We start from the raw sequence: 16,434 nt of genomic DNA, 5'->3' as shown, positions 1-16,434 counted from the left end.
TCCACGAATCCTTACCACTTCTTGCAAGACGTGGATGGCCGGGACAAGCCCGGCCATGACGGCAAAAGTAGGAATTCCGGCCGATTTCGCGTCAGATTCCCGCGATTTTGGCCACCAGATCGGCCAGCCGCTCCGCTGCGTCGAGCCGGCCGGCGCCGCGGGCGGCCTGCGCCATGGCGGCAAGACGCGCGGGCTCGGCGGCGAAGGCGGAGATCTCGGCGGCGAGGCGATCGGAGGAAAACTCGGTCTGCGGAATGCGGATCGCACCGTCGACCTTGGCCAGCACGCCGGCATTGGCGAACTGGTCCTGGTCGATCGCGCCCGGCAGCGGCACCAGGATCGAGGGCCGCCCGATCGCGGCAAGTTCCGCCACGGTGCCGGCGCCTGAGCGCGACACCACCAGATGGTTGGAGGCCAGCCGTGCCGGAAGATCGGTGAAAAACGGCGCGAGCTCGGCCTTGATCTTCAGTCTGTCGTAGACCGCACGCACGCGCGCCATATCCTCGTCGCGCACCTGCTGGGTGAGGACGAGCCGGCTCCACAGCGCAGGCTCGAGGCGCTCGATCGCGCCCGGCACGATGTCGGCCATGATGCGCGCGCCCTGGCTGCCGCCGACGACGAGCAGGCGCAGCGGACCGTTCACTTCAGGCGCAGCATATGGCACGCCAGCTGCGGCGAGGATCGCCGGACGCATCGGCGTGCCGACCGTCGTGGTCTTGCCTGATAGCGCCGGATCGCGATCGAGCACGCCGGGCAACGACGTCGCGATGGCTTGGACGCGGCTCGACAGGAACCGGTTGGCGCGGCCGAGCACCGCATTGGCGTCATGGATGATGCCGGGCACGCCGGCGAATTTTGCGGCGACCAGCGGCGGCAGCGTCGGATAGCCGCCGAAGCCGACGACGGCGACCGGCTTCAGTCGCTTGATCAGGCTGTAGGCGGACAGCGTGCCGGCCGCGAGCGTCAGGCCGGCATAGGCGAGCTGCAGCGGATTGCGTCCGCGCGCAGTCTCGCTCGAGACGACGTCGATCATGTCCTTGGTGAACAGTCCGCTGTAGCGCAGCGCGCGCTCGTCCGTGACGAGGCGGACGCGGAAGCCGCGCCGGATCAGCTCGACGCCGAGCGCCTCGGCCGGAAACAGATGGCCGCCGGTGCCGCCCGCGGCGAGAAGAATCAGGGGGGAGGTGTCCATGGTGGCGAGTTTTACAAGGACTCTTTCGTCATTGCGAGCGCAGCGAAGCAATCCAGACTGCCACCGCGGAGAGATTCTGGATTGCTTCGCTTCGCTCGCAATGACGAAAAACTATGCGTAGCTGCGCATCGCCTCGGCGTGGCCGCTCGCCTCGACTTCGGTGCGCGGGCGCAGCCGCGTCAGCGCGAGCATCATGCCGACACCATAGGCCAGCGACACGATCGAGGAGCCACCATAGGAGATGAAGGGCAGCGTCATGCCCTTGGCGGGGATGAGCTGGAGATTGACCGACATGTTGATGGCGGCCTGCACGCCGAACAGGATCGCCAAGCCCGAGGCCGCGAAGCGCGAGAACATGTCCTCGTTGGCATAGGCGCGCGACAGCGTCCGGATGACGACGAAAGCAAACAGTGCCAGCATCGCGAGGCACAGGATGATGCCGAACTCTTCGGCGGCAACCGCGAACACGAAATCGGTGTGGCTGTCGGGCAGGCTGCGCTTGGCGATGCCCTCGCCCGGTCCGAGGCCGAACCAGCCGCCATTGTAGAAGGCCTCCATGGCGGTATCGACCTGGAAGGTGTCGCCCGAGGCCGGATTCATGAAGCGCTTGATGCGGCCGGCGACGTGGGGAACAAAAAGATAGGCGCTGAACAGTCCGGCGGCGCCGAGGCCGGCGAGCCCGAACACCCAGATCATCCGCATGCCCGCGATGAAGAACAGCGAGCCCCACACCATCAGGATCAGCATGGTCTGGCCGAAGTCGGGCTCCATCACCAGCAGCGAGACCAGCATCAAGAGCAGCACCAGCGCCATCGAGGTCGCCGGCATTTCTGGCCGCCTAGTGGATTCCGCGAACAGCCAGGCGGCCATGACGACGAACGACGGTTTTGCGATCTCGGAGGCCTGGATATTGAGGCCGAGTAGCGTGATCCAGCGCCGCGAGCCCTTTACTTCGGGGCCGATCGCGAGCGTCAGCACGATCAGGACGATGCTGACCGCAAAGATGATCAGCGCCGAGCGACGGATCGCCCGCGGCGACAGGAAGGACACCCCGAGCAGCACGATGCAGGACGGCACCAGGAATAGCACGTGCCGGCTGAAGAAGTGGAAGGGATCGAGCCCGATGCGGGTCGCAACCGGCGGGCTCGCCGCCAGCGACAGGATCACGCCGGTCAGCATCAGCGCCAGGATGGCACCCATCAGCGGCTTGTCGACGGTCCACCACCACTCGGAAAAGGGGGTGCGTTCTTCACGGGAGAGCATGGCGGCCGCTTTCGGACAGAGGTCGGTCCATTGGTCGCCGAGGTTGGTTACCGGGGGGTTAAGGAAACGGGGATGATTGGAGATGAAGGCGAGCGCTTACCTCAAATGCCCGTCATGCCCCGCGAAAGCGGGGCATCCAGTATTCCAGAGACGTCGAGGGTTCATAACCACAGCCGCGGCGTACTGGATCACCCGGTCAAGCCGGGCGACGACAGCGGAGCAACAACCAGCAGCGTCCCTACACCACCGGCTTCATGCCCGGCAGCGCCTGCACCAGCTCGCGGAACCTGGTGCCGCGAATTTCGAAGTTGCGATACTGGTCGAAGGAGGCGCAGGCGGGCGACAGCAGGACGACCGCGTCAGCGATGCCTGACGCCTCCGCATCGCATGCGGCTTGCTCGACGGCGACGTCGAGGGTCTGGCTGATCTCGTGCGGCACCTTCGTGCCGAGCGTGCCCGAAAATTCCTGCGCGGCCTCGCCGATCAGATAGGCTTTTCGGATGCGCGGGAAGTAGCCGGTGAGGCCGGTGATTCCGCCGGCCTTCGGCTTGCCGCCCGCGATCCAGAAGATGTCCGAAAAGGACGACAGCGCATGCGCGGTGGCGTCGGCATTGGTGCCCTTGGAATCGTTGACGAACAGCACGTTGCCGCGGCGGCCGACCTGCTCCATGCGATGCGCAAGGCCGGGGAAGCTGCGCAGGCCGTTCTGCAAGACGTCGAGGCCGATGCCCATCGCGAGCGCGGCGGCTGCCGCGCACGCCGCGTTCTGCGCATTGTGCAAGCCGCGCAGAGAACCGATGCCGCCGAGCGCCGCGATTTCACTGCGCGCGCCGCCCGAATTGCGCACGATATGGCCGTGCTCGACATGGATGCCGCTGGCCAGCGGATTCTTGACGGAGATCCGCACCACGTTCTTGCCGGCGCGATCGAGCCGGTCGGCGATATCGCGGCAAAAGCCGTCGTCGACGCCGACGATCGCGGTGCCGCCGGCCTGCACACCGGCAACGAGTCGCTCCTTCACCGCGGCGTAATGCGCGATGGTGCCGTGGCGATCGATGTGGTCTTCGCTGACATTGAGCAGAATGCCGACGGAGGGATCGAGTGAAGGCGTGAGGTCGATCTGATAGGACGACATCTCGATGACGTGGACGCGGCCCATGCCCGGCGGCTCCAGCGACAGGATTGCGGTGCCGATATTTCCGCCCATCTGGGTGTCATAGCCGGCGACCTTGGTGAGATGCGCGATCAAAGCCGTCGTCGTCGATTTGCCATTGGTGCCGGTGATGGCGACGAACGGCGCATCCGGCGCGTGCCGGCGCCTTTCGCGGCAGAACAGCTCGATGTCGCCGATCACCTCGATAGCGGCCTCGCGCGCCTTCAGCACGCTCCAATGCGGGACTGGGTGGGTCATCGGCACACCGGGCGCGAGCACCAGCGCGGCGAAATTCGCCCATGAGACGTTGCGCAAATCAGCCGTGATGAAGCCCGCTTGCGCGGCCTTGGCGACATTCTCGGCGCTGTCGTCGGCGGCGATCACCTCGGCGCCGCCCGCTTTCAACGCGTGACAGGAGGCGAGTCCCGAGCCGCCGAGGCCGAACACCGCGACCGTCTTGCCGGCAAAGGACGTGACGGGGATCATCGATCGTTCACCGCAGCTTCAGCGTGGATAGGCCAGCGAGCGCCAGCATCACCGAGATGATCCAGAACCGGATCACGATCTGGGGCTCGGTCCAGCCGAGTTGCTCGAAATGGTGATGGATCGGCGCCATCCGGAAGATGCGTTTTCCCGTCATCTTGAACGACACCACCTGCACGATGACGGAGACTGCCTCCAGCACGAACAGGCCGCCGATCACCGCGAGCACGATCTCGTGCTTCACCGCCACTGCGATCGCGCCCAGCATGCCGCCGAGCGCGAGCGAGCCGGTGTCGCCCATGAAGATCGAGGCCGGCGGCGCGTTGAACCAGAGGAAGCCCAGGCCCGCACCCAGCAGCGCGCCGCAGAGCACGGCGAGCTCGCCGGTGCCGGCGACATATTTGATCTGGAGATAATCGGCGAACACCGCGTTGCCGGCGAGATAGGCGATCATGGCAAAGCTCGCAGTCGCGATCATCACCGGCACGATGGCAAGGCCGTCGAGACCGTCGGTCAGGTTCACCGCGTTGCCGGCGCCAACGATGACGAAGGCGCCGAACACGACGAAGAACCAGCCGAAATGCAGCACGGTGTCCTTCAGGAAAGGAATCGTCAGCGCGGTCGACGCGGGATCGCGGTTCAGCCGCACCAGCGCGTAGCAGGCCACCAGCGCGATCGCCGCCTCGATCAGCAGGCGAAGCTTGCTGCCGAACCCGGTCGTGGTCTGCTTCGTCACCTTGAGATAATCGTCATAGAAGCCGACGAAGCCGAAGCCAAGCGTCACCGCCAGCACGATCCAGACGTAAGGGTTGAGCGGATTGGCCCACAGCACCGTGCCGACCGTGAGACCGGACAAGATCATCAGCCCGCCCATGGTGGGCGTGCCTTTCTTGGCGAGATGCGATTGCGGACCATCGGCCCGGATCGGCTGGCCCTTGCCTTGCCGGATGCGCAGATGGTCGATGATCCAGGGTCCGAACAGGAATACGAACAGCGCGCCGGTGACGACGGCGCCGCCGGTGCGGAAGGTGATGTAGCGGAAGACGTTCAGGAAGGTGCGAACGGCACCGAAGCCCGGAAATGTGTTGGAGAGCTCGATCAGCCAGTAAAACATTCAGACGGTCCTATGGCGCCTTTGCACGCGCCTTGATCTTGGCCTTGTCAACCTGCCTCACGCGCATTCGCTGGTCTTCATCATCGGGTCGGGCGACCTCTAAAGAAAACGAACGGCTTCGCGCCGGAAAGGGGGGATTCGGGAACAGCGCCTTCCAAGCAGTTTACGCCCTTGCCTGCAAGGCGGCCACTAGGCCCGGCACAAACTTGTTGACCCAGAACATCTTCTTGCTGCCCTTGACAACCACGACATCGCCTGCCCTCAGCAGATTTGCGACCTCCCCCGGCTTCAGCGTGACGGGGTCGTCGTGCCAACCGAGACCCTTGCCGGCTGGAAGCACCTCGAACAGGTGACGCATCAGGGGTCCGACGCAATAGACGCCGTCGATGCCGTCGAGATGCCTGGCGAGGTCGATGTGATAGGTTGGTGCGCCGTCGCCCAGCTCCAGCATGTCGCCGAGCACGGCAATGCGGCGGCCACCGGTCGTGTTGCGCGCCTGCAAGCTTTGCAGCGCGGCAGCCACGCTGGCCGGATTACCGTTGAAGCTGTCGTCGATCACGGTGACGCCACCGGCCGCCTGCTCGACGCCACGGCCGCTCATGATACCGACCCGGTCGAGCTTGATCGCAAGCGTCGCCGCATCGAGGTTGGTCGCACGGATCGATGCGAGCGCGGCCAGCGCATTCTGAACGCGATGCGGCGCGCCCGGCGTCAGGCTGAACGCGATCTCCTTCTTGCCGAGCGCGGCCACGACCTGCCAGCTGTCGCCGTGCGGCGCGTGCGCGACTTCATGCACCTCGGCTTTCTCGCCGAAGCGTATGACCTTGCCCTTCCAGTCCGGCGCCTTGATCCCGGCGGGCAGCACCAGCACGCCTTCCGCGGGCAGGCCGAGTGCAATCGACACCTTCTCGCGACGGATGGCTTCGAGCGAGCCGAGCTTCTCCAGATGCACCGGCTGGACGTTGACGACGAGCGCCACCGTCGGCCGCGTCAGTTCGCTAAGCCGCGCGATTTCGCCCGCCTGGTTCATGCCCATCTCGACGACCCAGAGACTGGCATCGGGGCGCGCATTGCACAGCGTCAGCGGCACGCCCCAGAAATTATTGAAGCTCGACGGGCTGGCATAGGCATTGGGATAGGCCGCGAGGAATTCCTTGGTGCTGGTTTTGCCCGCGCTGCCGGTGAGCCCGATCACCGGCCCGTTGAAGCGCGCGCGTGCCGCGCGCGCAAGGCCCCAGAGGCCGTCGATCAGCGTGTCCTTGACGACGATCTGGGGAATGCGGATGCCCGCGATCTCGTGCGGCACGATCATCGCGACCGCGCCCGAGGCTTCCGCCTTGTCCGCGAACTCCCAGCCGTCACGCGCGCTGGCGAAGGCCGAAATGAAGCCGCCGCTTGGCGTGCCGCTCAGCGCGACGAACAGGCTGCCCGGCTTCGCCAGCCGGCTGTCCTGGGTGACGAAGTCGATCGGCGTGTCCGGGAACGATCCGGCGGCGCCCAGCGCGCGCGCCACTTCGGCCACCGTCCATATGGGCGCGCTCATGCAATCCTCGACGCTAATGCGGCGGCGACCGCCTCGTGATCACTGAAGGGCAAAACCTCTCCGCCGACGATCTGCCCGGTCTCGTGGCCCTTGCCGGCGATGAGCAGCGCATCGCCATCTTCCAATTCGGCGATCGCGGTGCGGATCGCCGCGGCCCGGTCGCCGATTTCGCGGGCGCCCTTGGCGGCGGCGAGAATTTCGGCGCGGATCGATTCCGGCTTCTCGCTGCGCGGATTGTCGTCGGTGATGATGACACCGTCGGCGTTGCCGGCGGCGATCTCGCCCATGATCGGACGCTTGCCGGCATCGCGGTCGCCGCCGGCGCCGAACACGACGACCAGCCTGCGCCTGGCGTAGGGACGCAGCGCCTGCAGCGCCTTCGCCAGCGCATCGGGCTTGTGCGCATAGTCGACGAAGATCGGCGCACCGTTGCGCTCGCCGACGCGCTCCAACCGACCTTTGGCGCCTTCGAGATGTTCGAGGCTCGCGAACACGTCCGCGGCGTCGCCGCCGGTGCCGATGGCGAGGCCAGCTGACACCAGCGCATTCTCGATCTGGAACTCGCCGACCAGCGGCAGCCGGATCGTATACCGCTTGCCGCGATGTTCGAGCGCGAGCACTTGCGAAAATCCTTCGACCTCCGCACCGGCGAGACGAATGCCCTCGCCCGCCCCGTCGCCGTTGCGACCGACTGCCATCACGCGCAAGCCGCGCGAATTCGCAGCACTGATCGCCTCCGCCGAGCAATCATGATCGGCGGAGATCACGGCCGCGCCCCCCGGCGGGACAAGTTCGCGGAACAGCCTGAGCTTGGCCGCGAGGTAATGCGCGACGGTCGGATGGTAATCCATATGGTCGCGCGAGAGATTGGTGAAGCCGCCGGCGGACACGCGCACGCCGTCGAGGCGATATTGGTCGAGCCCGTGAGAAGAGGCCTCGAAGGCGAGATGCGTGACGCCCTCGCGTGCGATCTCGTCGAGCTGCCGGTGCAGTGCGATCGGATCGGGCGTCGTCAGCGAGCCGTAGACGGTACGCTTCGGGGAAACGAGCCCGATGGTTCCGATGCTGGCGGAGGCGTGCCCGAGCCGCTCCCAGATCTGCCGGGTGAATGCGGCGACCGAGGTCTTGCCGCTGGTGCCGGTCACCGCCGCAATTGTCGCGGGCTGCGCGGGAAAAAATTTTGCCGCGGCCAGCGCCAGCGCGCGGCGCGGATTCGCGACTGTGATGAACGGCACCTTGCAGCCATCAGGGGCATGGTCGCCGACGACCGCCACCGCGCCGGCGGCAATCGCGGCATCGATGAAGCGCGCACCGTCGGTCTTGCTGCCCGCAAGTGCGAAGAAGAGATCGCCGGGCTTGACCGCGCGGCTGTCGAGGGCGCCGCCGGTCACGTCGAGCGCCGCGACCGCGGGCTCGATTGCGGCATCATTGCCCTGAACGTCCTGATCGAGGAGGTCGCGCAGCTTCATGGTCTTCCAGTCGACATGCCGGACCGGATTGCCGAATCTGCAGGGAAATCCCGACTCAGCAGCGGCAACGGCCCACCCGGTTGATTACTGGGTTGTCCTGGATGCTGCAAGAATAAGGCGCTCGGACGGCGGCAGGTCGAACCGCGGTTCGACGCCCAATAGCGGCGCGATCCGCTCGATCACCTTGCCGCCGGTCGGCACCGCGTTCCAGCCCGAGGTGATGAAACCTTTCGTTTCGGGAATCGCCTGGGGCTCGTCCAGCATGATCAGGATCTGATATTTCGGATCGTCGCAGGGCATGATCGCGGTGAAGGAGTTGAGCACGCGCTTCTTGGCATAGCGGCCGTTGATGACCTTCTCCGACGTGCCGGTCTTGCCGCCAACATAGTAACCCTTGACGTCGGCGGTCTTGGCGGTGCCGATTTCGGCATTGAGCCGCATCAGGAACCGCATCTTGTCGCTGGTCTCCGTCCTGATGACGCGCTTGGCCATCGCCGCCGCTTCGGACTCGCTGCGCTTCATGAAGGTCGGCGGAATCAAATAGCCGCCGTTCACCAGCGCGTTGATGCCCATCACCGCCTGCAGCGGCGCCACCGACATGCCCTGGCCGAAAGCGATGGTGACCGTGTTCAGCTCGCCCCAGCGGCGCGGAATCAGCGGAGCCGCGCTTTCCGGCAGTTCGGTGCGCAGCCGCGTCAACTGGCCCATCTTGCCGAGGAATGCCTTGTGGGCCTCGACGCCCTGGCCGAGCGCGATCCGCGCCGCGCCGATGTTGGACGAGAAGGTGAACACTTCCTTGGTGTTGATGAAGCGTCCGAGCGGATGGCTGTCGTGGATGGTGAACTTGCCGTAGTGCAGGTTTCCGCGTGCATCCCACGATGTGTTCAGATTGATCTTGCCGGAATCGAGCGCCATCGCCAGCGTGAACGCCTTGAAGGTCGAGCCCATCTCGTAAACGCCGGTGGTCAGGCGATTGATGCGGTCGGGATCGTGCGCTTCCTTCGGATTGTTGGGATCGAAGTCCGGAAGGGAGACCATCGCCACGATCTCGCCGGTCTTGACGTTGGAGACGATGCCGGAGGCAGCCTTGGTGTGGTATTTCTCCTTGGCCTTCAGCAGCTCGTCACGCAGTGCGTGCTCGACCCGCAGATCCACCGATAGCTCGATCGGCTTTTGCAGCCGGTCGGTGGCAAAGCCCGCGCGGTGGAGATCGGCGAGCCCCTGATTGTCGAGCCACTTCTCCATGCCGGCGATGCCCTGGTTGTCGATGTTGACGAGACCAATGAGGTGGGCGACCTCGTTGCCGGTCGGATAGACGCGCTTGTTCTCGCGCAGGAAACCGATGCCGGGAATGCCGAGCTTGTGGATGTCCTGCTGCTGCTTCGCCGTAATCTCGCGCTTGAGCCAGACGAAGCCCTTGCGCGTCTTCAGGCGCTCGCGCACCTCGGCCTCGTCGAGGTCGGGCACCGTGGCGGTCAGAAGTTCGATTGCCTCGTCCTTGTCGATGATGCGGCGCGGCTCGCCGAACAGGCTCGAGGCCTTGACGTCGGTCGCGAGAATCGCGCCGTTGCGGTCGACGATGTCGGGCCGCGCGGTCGCGACCACCTCCTGCGCCGCGGCGCGGCGTGCGCCATGGGCGTCGGCGCCGATCGCGAACATCACGAGCCGGCCGCCGATCAGGGCGTAGACCGCGCCGAAGGCGAGCATCGCCAGGCCGACGCGCGCCCGCGCCTTGGCCGCGCGATCGACGTTGCGCCCGTACAGCAGGCTGCGGATCAGCCGCTGCCGCCAGGGCTCAGCGGGCTTTTCTGCAGGTTTGGCCGGGGTCACAGCACTCATGGCTTGTCCTCGGGCTGAGGCACGGAGCCCGTCACATTATCGGGATCGCTGGCGGCTTCGATGGTGTTGAGCATGGCGCCGATCGGATCCGGCTCGCCCGGCCTGAACATCCGCAGCGGACGCTCGGGCAAATTCTTCAGTGAATCATATTGCGTGCCGTTGACCGGCTTGAGCTGCAGATGCCGGTCGGACAGGCCTTGCAGGCGCAGGGGCGCATCGAGCTTGGCCCATTCGGAGCGCAGCGCCGCGATCGCATCGCGCTGCTCGCGGATCTCCGCATGCAGCCGCAGCACCTTTTCGGTGCGCGCCGTGGAGTCCATCTTGATCCTATAGACATAGGCTGCCGCGAAGATCAGCGCGCCGATGACGAGGAGGTGGATGAAGCGCATGCGCTAGCCACCCCTCATGACGTCGGAGAGTTTTGGCCATGACGATTGCTCGCGATCATCATGCGCAGGCGCCGAGGTGCGCTCGCCGGCGCGCAGTTTTGCCGACCGCGCGCGCGGGTTATGCGCGACCTCGTCTTCGCCCGCGATCACCGGCCGCCGCGTCAGCAGCTGGAAGCTCGGCACCGCCTGCGACACTTCCGGCAAATGGCGTGAGCCGCCACCCGTCTTGCTGCGCAGGCTAAGGAAATTCTTGACGATGCGGTCTTCCAGCGAATGGAACGAGACGACAACGAGGCGACCACCGGGCTTGAGCACGCGCTCGGCAGCGATGAGCGCGCTCTGGAGTTCCTCGAGCTCTTCGTTGACGAAGATGCGCAGGGCCTGGAACGTCCGCGTCGCCGGGTGAATATCGCCGGGCTTGGACCGAACCACCCTGCCGACGAGCTCGGCGAGCGCGCGCGTGGTCGTGAACGGCGTCTCCTGACGGTCCGCGACGATAGCGCGGGCGATCCGGCGCGACTGCCGCTCTTCGCCGAGAAGATAAATGATGTCGGCGAGATCGCCTTCCGAGGCGCGCGCCACGACATCGGCCGCAGTCGGGCCTGCCTGCCCCATCCGCATGTCGAGCGGACCATCGAGGCGGAACGAGAAGCCGCGGCCGGCCTGGTCGAGCTGCATCGAGGATACCCCGACGTCCATCACGACGCCGTCGACGCCATCGATGCCTTGAGCCGCGCAGACCTCGGCGAGGTTGGAGAAACGATCTTCAACGAGGGTCAGCCTGCCCGCCGAGCATGCGACGAGCTCGGCGCCGCCCTCGATCGCAGTACGGTCGCGATCAATGGCAATCACCTGAGTTCCCGGCACGTCGAGGATCGCGCGGCTGTAGCCGCCGGCACCAAAGGTCGCGTCGATATAAAGGCCGCCTTCGCGCGGGGCGAGGTGGTCGATGGCCTCGCGGCCAAGAACGGGGATGTGCGGAGCCGAGCTCATGCGCCAGGCCTGCCGATCGCCCCGCCGGACTCCCAAGTGAGATCGGGGACGAACAAGCTCATAACGCCTCGAATGATTCCGCGTCGCGGCGGTTCCACGACCCAACCCCCGTCCGATATGGTTACCGTGCCCGGTCGTCCCGGGCCACCAACCCAGTATTCCCCTTGGAATTTGTCGGGCAGCCATGGGATTTCGAGCCAAAATACGCTTTGGCCGCCTCCGGACGCGGGTCGGCTCTTCATCTCTCAGTAACGGCCCTTAGCGTTAAGAAAGCGTTGATCGGCTCGCGACAAGTCGAAAAGCTGACGCGGCGGTGATGCTTCATCCACACACATGCGCCAAAATGCATCCGTTAACCTCGTCGCGCGGTTGCGCACGGTGGAGGGTAAAGGAATAGTAAAGAAAAGGGCTTGGCCCACTCTCTGTCTGTCTCGAGCTATTTATGTCGTCCGGTTCGTCCACGCCGTCTGGATCTGATTCGAAGCGTCAACGCGTTCTGCCGGTTCCCAAAGCGGCCGCGAACATGCGGACGTTCGAGCCGGATTCCTCGATCGTCTCCGACATCATCCCCTCACCGAACCATGGCGACCGCAACAAGGGCCGCCAACCCGATATGATTGTGCTGCACTACACCGGCATGCCCGACGTCGAAGGTGCGCTGGCGCGGCTCTGCTCCGCGGGCACAGAGGTATCGGCACATTATGTCGTGCTGGAAGACGGCCGCATCGTGCAATGCGTGCCGGAGGCCAGGCGCGCCTGGCATGCCGGCGTCTCGTCCTGGTCCGGCGAGGACGACATCAATTCCTGCTCGATCGGGATCGAGATCGTCAATCGCGGCCACGATTGGGGCTATCCGGAGTTTCCGCTGCGCCAGATCGCCGCCGTGATCGCGCTGTGCCGCGGCATCATGCTCCGCCGCAAGGTGCCCGCGCACCGGGTGCTCGGCCATTCCGACGTGGCGCCGGCGCGCAAGAAAGATCCCGGCGAAAAATTTCCGTGGCATTCGCTGGCCAATTCCGGCGTCGGACACTGGGTCACGCCCGCGCCGGTGGTGCGCGGCGAAAGCCTGATGCTCGGCACCATCAGCGATGAGGTGCTGAGCCTGCAGCAAGCGCTCGCCAGATACGGCTACGGCGTTCCCCTCACCGGCAAATACGACGCCGCGACCATGGAAGTCGTCACCGCGTTCCAGCGCCATTTCCGCCCGGCGCGACTGGATGGGGTCGCGGATCACTCGACGCTCTCGACCTTGCAGGCGCTGTTGGGGAGTCTCCCTCAGGAGACAACGACCATCGTGACGAAGTAGCTGACGTCTTCGAGAACGTGACCTCTTGCTCCGTCATGCCCGGGCTTGTCCCGGGCATCCACGTCTTTGTCGCGCCGGAAGAACGTGGATGGCCGGGACAAGCCCCGCCATGACGGAAACTCAGTTCATCTCCCTCATCCTTCGCGCATAAAGCCGTCGCAGCGGCTCTAACTGCGTCGCCTCCGTCGCAGCGCGATAGGCCTCGCGCGCCTCCTCCTTCCGGCCAAGCCGCCGCAACAAATCCGCCCGCACCGCTGGCAGCAGCTCATAGCCATGAAGCGCGCCGCGTGCGGCGGTCGCATCCACGAGATCGAGCGCGCGCGCGGGCCCATCGACCATCGACACCGCCGCCGCGTGGTTGAGTTCGATCACCGGCGACGGATTGATCCGCAGCAGCACTTCATAGAGCCCGGCAATCTGCGGCCAGTCTGTCTGCTCGTAGCTCGGCGCACGCGCATGCAGCGCAGCGATCGCGGCTTGTACTGCATACGGCTGCGGCCGGCCGGGCACGCGCAGTGCGTCGTCCACCAGGCGCAGACCCTCCTCGATCTGTGCATGGTCCCACTGCGAACGATCCTGCTCTTCCAGCAGCACGATGTCGCCGGCGGCGGTCTGGCGCCCTGCGCGGCGCGCATCGTGCAGCAGCATCAGCGCCAGCAGGCCCTTGATCCCGGCTCGATCGGGTAGCAGCCGGTCGAGCAAGCGGCCAAGCCGGATCGCCTCGGCGGCAAGATCGGGTCGCATCAAATCCGCACCGGACGTCGCCACGTAGCCTTCGGTGAAGACGAGATAGATCACGGCAAGCACACCATCGAGCCGCGGCACCAGCGTGTCGCGCTCGGGGACCTCATAGGGAATGCCGGCGAGCCTGATCTTCTGCTTGGCGCGGACGAGACGCTGCGCCATCGCCTCCTCGCTGACGAGGAAGGCGCGCGCGACCTGCGCCGTGGAGAGCCCGCAGACGGTGCGCAGTGTCAGCGCGACCTGGACTTCGGGCGCGAACGCAGGATGGCAGCAGGTGAAGATCAGCCGCAGCATGTCGTCGTCGAGCATTGCCGGCGGCTCGGCGGGCGCCTGCGCGTTCAGCTCGAGCTCGTGCACGAGCGCCTGCTCCTTGCCGCGGAAAACGGCCTGGCGCCTGATACGGTCGATCGCCTTGTGCCTGGCGACATTGACCAGCCAGGCACGCGGATTGTCGGGGACCTCGCACGCCGGCCAGCGCGCCAGTGCCACCGCAAAGGCGTCCTGGAGCGCGTCCTCGGCGAGATCGAAATCGCCGACGAGGCGGATCAGCGTGGCCAGCGCCCGCCCCGCCTCGTCGCGGAAGATCTTGTCGATCTCGGACAGCGTCATGCGCCGATGCGCGACGGCGCCGTCACTTGTCGTAGACCCAGATCGGCCGCACCTCGATCGAGCCGATACGCGCCGACGGAATCCGCGACGCGATCTCGATCGCAGCATCGAGATCCTTGGCCTCCACCAGGTAATAGCCGCCGAGCTGCTCGCGTGTTTCGGCAAACGGGCCGTCGGTCGTCAGCGTCTTGCCGTCGCGCACGCGGACGGTCGTTGCAGTCGTGGTCGGCTGCAAACGGTCGCCGGCCTTGAAATTGCCGCTCTGGATGATGCCTTGCGTGAAGGTCTGATATTCCGCCGTCATCTGCTGGCCGGCCGCCGGACGCATATTCGCGTACTCGGCTTCGTTCTGGTAGATCATCAGCAAATACTGCATCGCTTAACTCCTGCTGCACGGCTGGATCGCCGACATCCAGTCGAACGGGACACGCGCCCAACGACATCTTCAGGATAAATTATTTCGGGCGAACCGTGCATGGCGATATCGGCTTGCGGAACCGACACAAATGCTTCATGCGTAAGCCGTCAGTCGGCCGGACGGCCGCTCCGGCAAGTGCCGAAAGGCCGCCGGGGAGGAAAGTCCGGGCTCCCTTGACATACGGTGCCGGATAACGTCCGGCGGGGGCGACCCCAGGGAAAGTGCCACAGAGAACGAACCGCCCGCCGTCGCCCCTTCGGGGCTTTGGCGCGGCAAGCCCTCGGGCCTGCCGTGCCGTAGCAGCGCAAGCTGCGTAGGCAGGTAAGGGTGAAAAGGTGCGGTAAGAGCGCACCGCGGCTGCGGCAACGGAGCCGGCATGGTAAACCCCACCGGGAGCAAAACCGAATAGGGACGGCATAGCGGAGTGTTCGCGAAAGCGATAACGCCGCGGGGCGATGTCAGGCCCGCCGTCCGGGTAGGTTGCTCGAGGCCATGTGCAAACATGGTCCCAGAGGAATGGCCGTCACGTATCGTTCGCGCAAGCGGACGGTGCCCTACAGAACCCGGCTTAGAGGCCGGCTGATATCTTCAACGAGGGGTTCGATGCTGACTGCATCGGGCCCCTCACCATTTGGGGGCTTGCTATCCGACGATCTCTTGCAACACACCCATCAGCGCCTCCGGCGCTGTCACATTCGGCGCATGGCTCGCATCGAGTTCGAAAGTGCGCCAGCCATCCTCGGTCTTGGTGCGCTTCGCGAACTGCCCGAACACGTCGCCCGGCGGAATGCGCGTGCAATAGATGTAGCTGCGCGGCATCGCCGGCTCGCCATGTTCGAGTTTCAGCTTCGTCTCGAAACATTTGATCGGCATGTTGATCCGGCGGGCGTTGAGCCAGTCGAGATCGGCCGGCGGCGTGTCCGGCGGCGGCGGGTTCGGCGGGATGCGGTAGCCGTCGCCTGAGCTTGCAGCCTTGCGCATCGGCTCGCGCCCGCCCTCGTGGAGATCGAACAGCGATTGGCCGTCACGCGGCACGAAGGCGTCGAGATAGATCAATTGCGTCACCCGCTCGCGCGCGCGATCGGCGACACCGGTGGCGACCATGCCGCCATAGCTGTGGCCGAGGAGCACGATGTCCTCGAGATCCTCGAACCTGATGACGTTGAGAATGTCCTGGATGTGCGTGTCGAGATCGATCGCGGGACTGGCCAGATGCGCGCGCTCGCCGAGCCCGGTATAGGTCGGCGCAATGAGGCGATGGCCGGCCTTTGCCGTCAACGGATGCATCTTCTTCCAGGCCCACCCGCCGGACCACGCGCCGTGACAAAGCAGGAAGGTTTTTGAGCGTGCGGCCATCGGCGTTTCCATCGTTCTTGTTTGTACGATGGAGTGTAGCGGCCGGTCCCGCGATGTAAACGCTACGGCCCCTTAAGCCGCGCGCGCGTTCACCTTCACGAGGACGGCTGCAGGCCGACCAGCTTCGCGCCGCAGCTTGCCCGCCTCAAAACCATGCATGCCGATCTGCCATTGCAGCCCGACGATGGCACCCTTGGTCGGCTGCAACAGCGCGAGCGAAGCGAACAACGTCACCGGCAGCCACACCACCAGTTGCAGCCAGACGGCCGGCGCATAGGCGGTTTCGACCGCGAGGATTGCCGGCACCACGAGATGGCCGACGACGACCATCACGAGATAGGCCGGGAAATCGTCGGCGCGCTGGTGGAACAGCTCCTCGCCGCAATGGTCGCAGGTATCTGCCACCTTCAGGAAACGGCCGAACGCATGGCCTTCGCCGCAGTTCGGGCACTTGCCGCGAAATCCGCGCCACATCGCCTTTGCCAGAGAGACTGAACCGGTTGCCATGACCCCACCTCTTCCTTTTCTAGGATCCATACAATAATATCTTGTATCCATACATT

General features: G+C 65.5%; 14 protein-coding genes and 1 other RNA gene. 2 read left to right on the top strand and 13 right to left on the bottom strand.

Going from position 1 to position 16,434, the window contains the following annotated elements; translation table 11 throughout:
- Window positions 1–91 precede the first annotated feature (91 nt).
- The 9 genes from murG to rsmH all read right to left on the bottom strand — a co-directional run bounded on the left by murG (window position 92) and on the right by rsmH (window position 11,438).
- Window positions 92–1,192: an undecaprenyldiphospho-muramoylpentapeptide beta-N-acetylglucosaminyltransferase gene (murG, locus tag IVB36_RS37040; RefSeq protein WP_085349085.1), complete on the bottom strand. Its 1,101-nt coding sequence runs from the start codon at window positions 1,190–1,192 to the stop codon at window positions 92–94.
- A gap of 111 nt (window positions 1,193–1,303) precedes the next feature.
- Window positions 1,304–2,455, bottom strand: a complete 1,152-nt coding sequence (ftsW, locus tag IVB36_RS37035; RefSeq protein ID WP_018454238.1) for a putative lipid II flippase FtsW — start codon at window positions 2,453–2,455, stop codon at window positions 1,304–1,306.
- Window positions 2,456–2,693: 238 nt separating this feature from the next.
- Window positions 2,694–4,094: a UDP-N-acetylmuramoyl-L-alanine--D-glutamate ligase gene (gene murD / locus IVB36_RS37030; RefSeq protein ID WP_018454237.1), complete on the bottom strand. Its 1,401-nt coding sequence runs from the start codon at window positions 4,092–4,094 to the stop codon at window positions 2,694–2,696.
- A gap of 7 nt (window positions 4,095–4,101) precedes the next feature.
- The gene (gene mraY, locus IVB36_RS37025; RefSeq protein WP_007600847.1) at window positions 4,102–5,205 is read right to left on the bottom strand and encodes a phospho-N-acetylmuramoyl-pentapeptide-transferase; all 1,104 of its coding nucleotides are present in this window, start codon (window positions 5,203–5,205) and stop codon (window positions 4,102–4,104) included.
- Between the two features lie 163 nt (window positions 5,206–5,368).
- Window positions 5,369–6,748, bottom strand: a complete 1,380-nt coding sequence (gene murF / locus IVB36_RS37020) for a UDP-N-acetylmuramoyl-tripeptide--D-alanyl-D-alanine ligase (RefSeq protein ID WP_204512073.1) — start codon at window positions 6,746–6,748, stop codon at window positions 5,369–5,371.
- On the bottom strand, window positions 6,745–8,217 hold the full coding sequence (locus IVB36_RS37015) for a UDP-N-acetylmuramoyl-L-alanyl-D-glutamate--2,6-diaminopimelate ligase (protein ID WP_247337756.1): 1,473 nt from the start codon (window positions 8,215–8,217) through the stop codon (window positions 6,745–6,747). The genes murF and IVB36_RS37015 overlap by 4 nt, the downstream gene beginning before the upstream one ends.
- A gap of 84 nt (window positions 8,218–8,301) precedes the next feature.
- Window positions 8,302–10,056 (bottom strand): penicillin-binding protein 2, encoded by a 1,755-nt coding sequence (locus IVB36_RS37010; protein WP_166517606.1) that lies wholly within the window; start codon window positions 10,054–10,056, stop codon window positions 8,302–8,304.
- On the bottom strand, window positions 10,053–10,445 hold the full coding sequence (locus IVB36_RS37005; protein WP_247294869.1) for a hypothetical protein: 393 nt from the start codon (window positions 10,443–10,445) through the stop codon (window positions 10,053–10,055). Before IVB36_RS37005 ends, IVB36_RS37010 begins: the two co-directional genes overlap by 4 nt.
- Before the next feature lie 3 nt (window positions 10,446–10,448).
- Window positions 10,449–11,438, bottom strand: a complete 990-nt coding sequence (rsmH, locus tag IVB36_RS37000) for a 16S rRNA (cytosine(1402)-N(4))-methyltransferase RsmH (RefSeq protein WP_162496556.1) — start codon at window positions 11,436–11,438, stop codon at window positions 10,449–10,451.
- 523 nt (window positions 11,439–11,961) lie between these two features.
- Between rsmH and IVB36_RS36995 the strand changes: the two genes are divergently transcribed.
- Window positions 11,962–12,744 (top strand): N-acetylmuramoyl-L-alanine amidase, encoded by a 783-nt coding sequence (locus tag IVB36_RS36995; protein WP_085349089.1) that lies wholly within the window; start codon window positions 11,962–11,964, stop codon window positions 12,742–12,744.
- Between the two features lie 120 nt (window positions 12,745–12,864).
- Here the strand turns inward: IVB36_RS36995 and IVB36_RS36990 are convergent, their stop codons facing one another.
- A complete protein-coding gene (locus IVB36_RS36990) occupies window positions 12,865–14,097 on the bottom strand; it encodes an RNA polymerase sigma factor (protein ID WP_247294871.1) in 1,233 nt (410 codons plus the stop codon).
- A 22-nt stretch (window positions 14,098–14,119) separates the two neighbouring features.
- Window positions 14,120–14,473, bottom strand: a complete 354-nt coding sequence (locus IVB36_RS36985) for a YciI family protein (RefSeq protein WP_018454229.1) — start codon at window positions 14,471–14,473, stop codon at window positions 14,120–14,122.
- Window positions 14,474–14,622: 149 nt separating this feature from the next.
- Between IVB36_RS36985 and rnpB the strand changes: the two genes are divergently transcribed.
- An RNA gene (gene rnpB, locus IVB36_RS36980) (RNase P RNA component class A) lies at window positions 14,623–15,102 on the top strand.
- Window positions 15,103–15,157: 55 nt separating this feature from the next.
- On the opposite strand, the gene IVB36_RS36975 is transcribed toward rnpB, so the two are convergent.
- Entirely contained in the window at window positions 15,158–15,871 is a 714-nt protein-coding gene (locus IVB36_RS36975; RefSeq protein ID WP_247294873.1) for an alpha/beta hydrolase, read from the bottom strand.
- Window positions 15,872–15,943: 72 nt separating this feature from the next.
- Window positions 15,944–16,378 carry a DUF983 domain-containing protein gene (locus IVB36_RS36970; protein ID WP_231190417.1) on the bottom strand — a complete coding sequence of 145 codons (435 nt, stop codon included), beginning with the start codon at window positions 16,376–16,378 and terminating at the stop codon, window positions 15,944–15,946.
- Window positions 16,379–16,434 lie beyond the last annotated feature (56 nt).

It is taken from the genome of Bradyrhizobium sp. 35, from assembly GCF_023073215.1.
Taxonomy (GTDB): domain Bacteria; phylum Pseudomonadota; class Alphaproteobacteria; order Rhizobiales; family Xanthobacteraceae; genus Bradyrhizobium; species Bradyrhizobium canariense_D.
The sequence above is the reverse complement of the archived record's forward strand: the minus strand, read 5'-3'. Positions and strand labels throughout refer to the sequence as shown.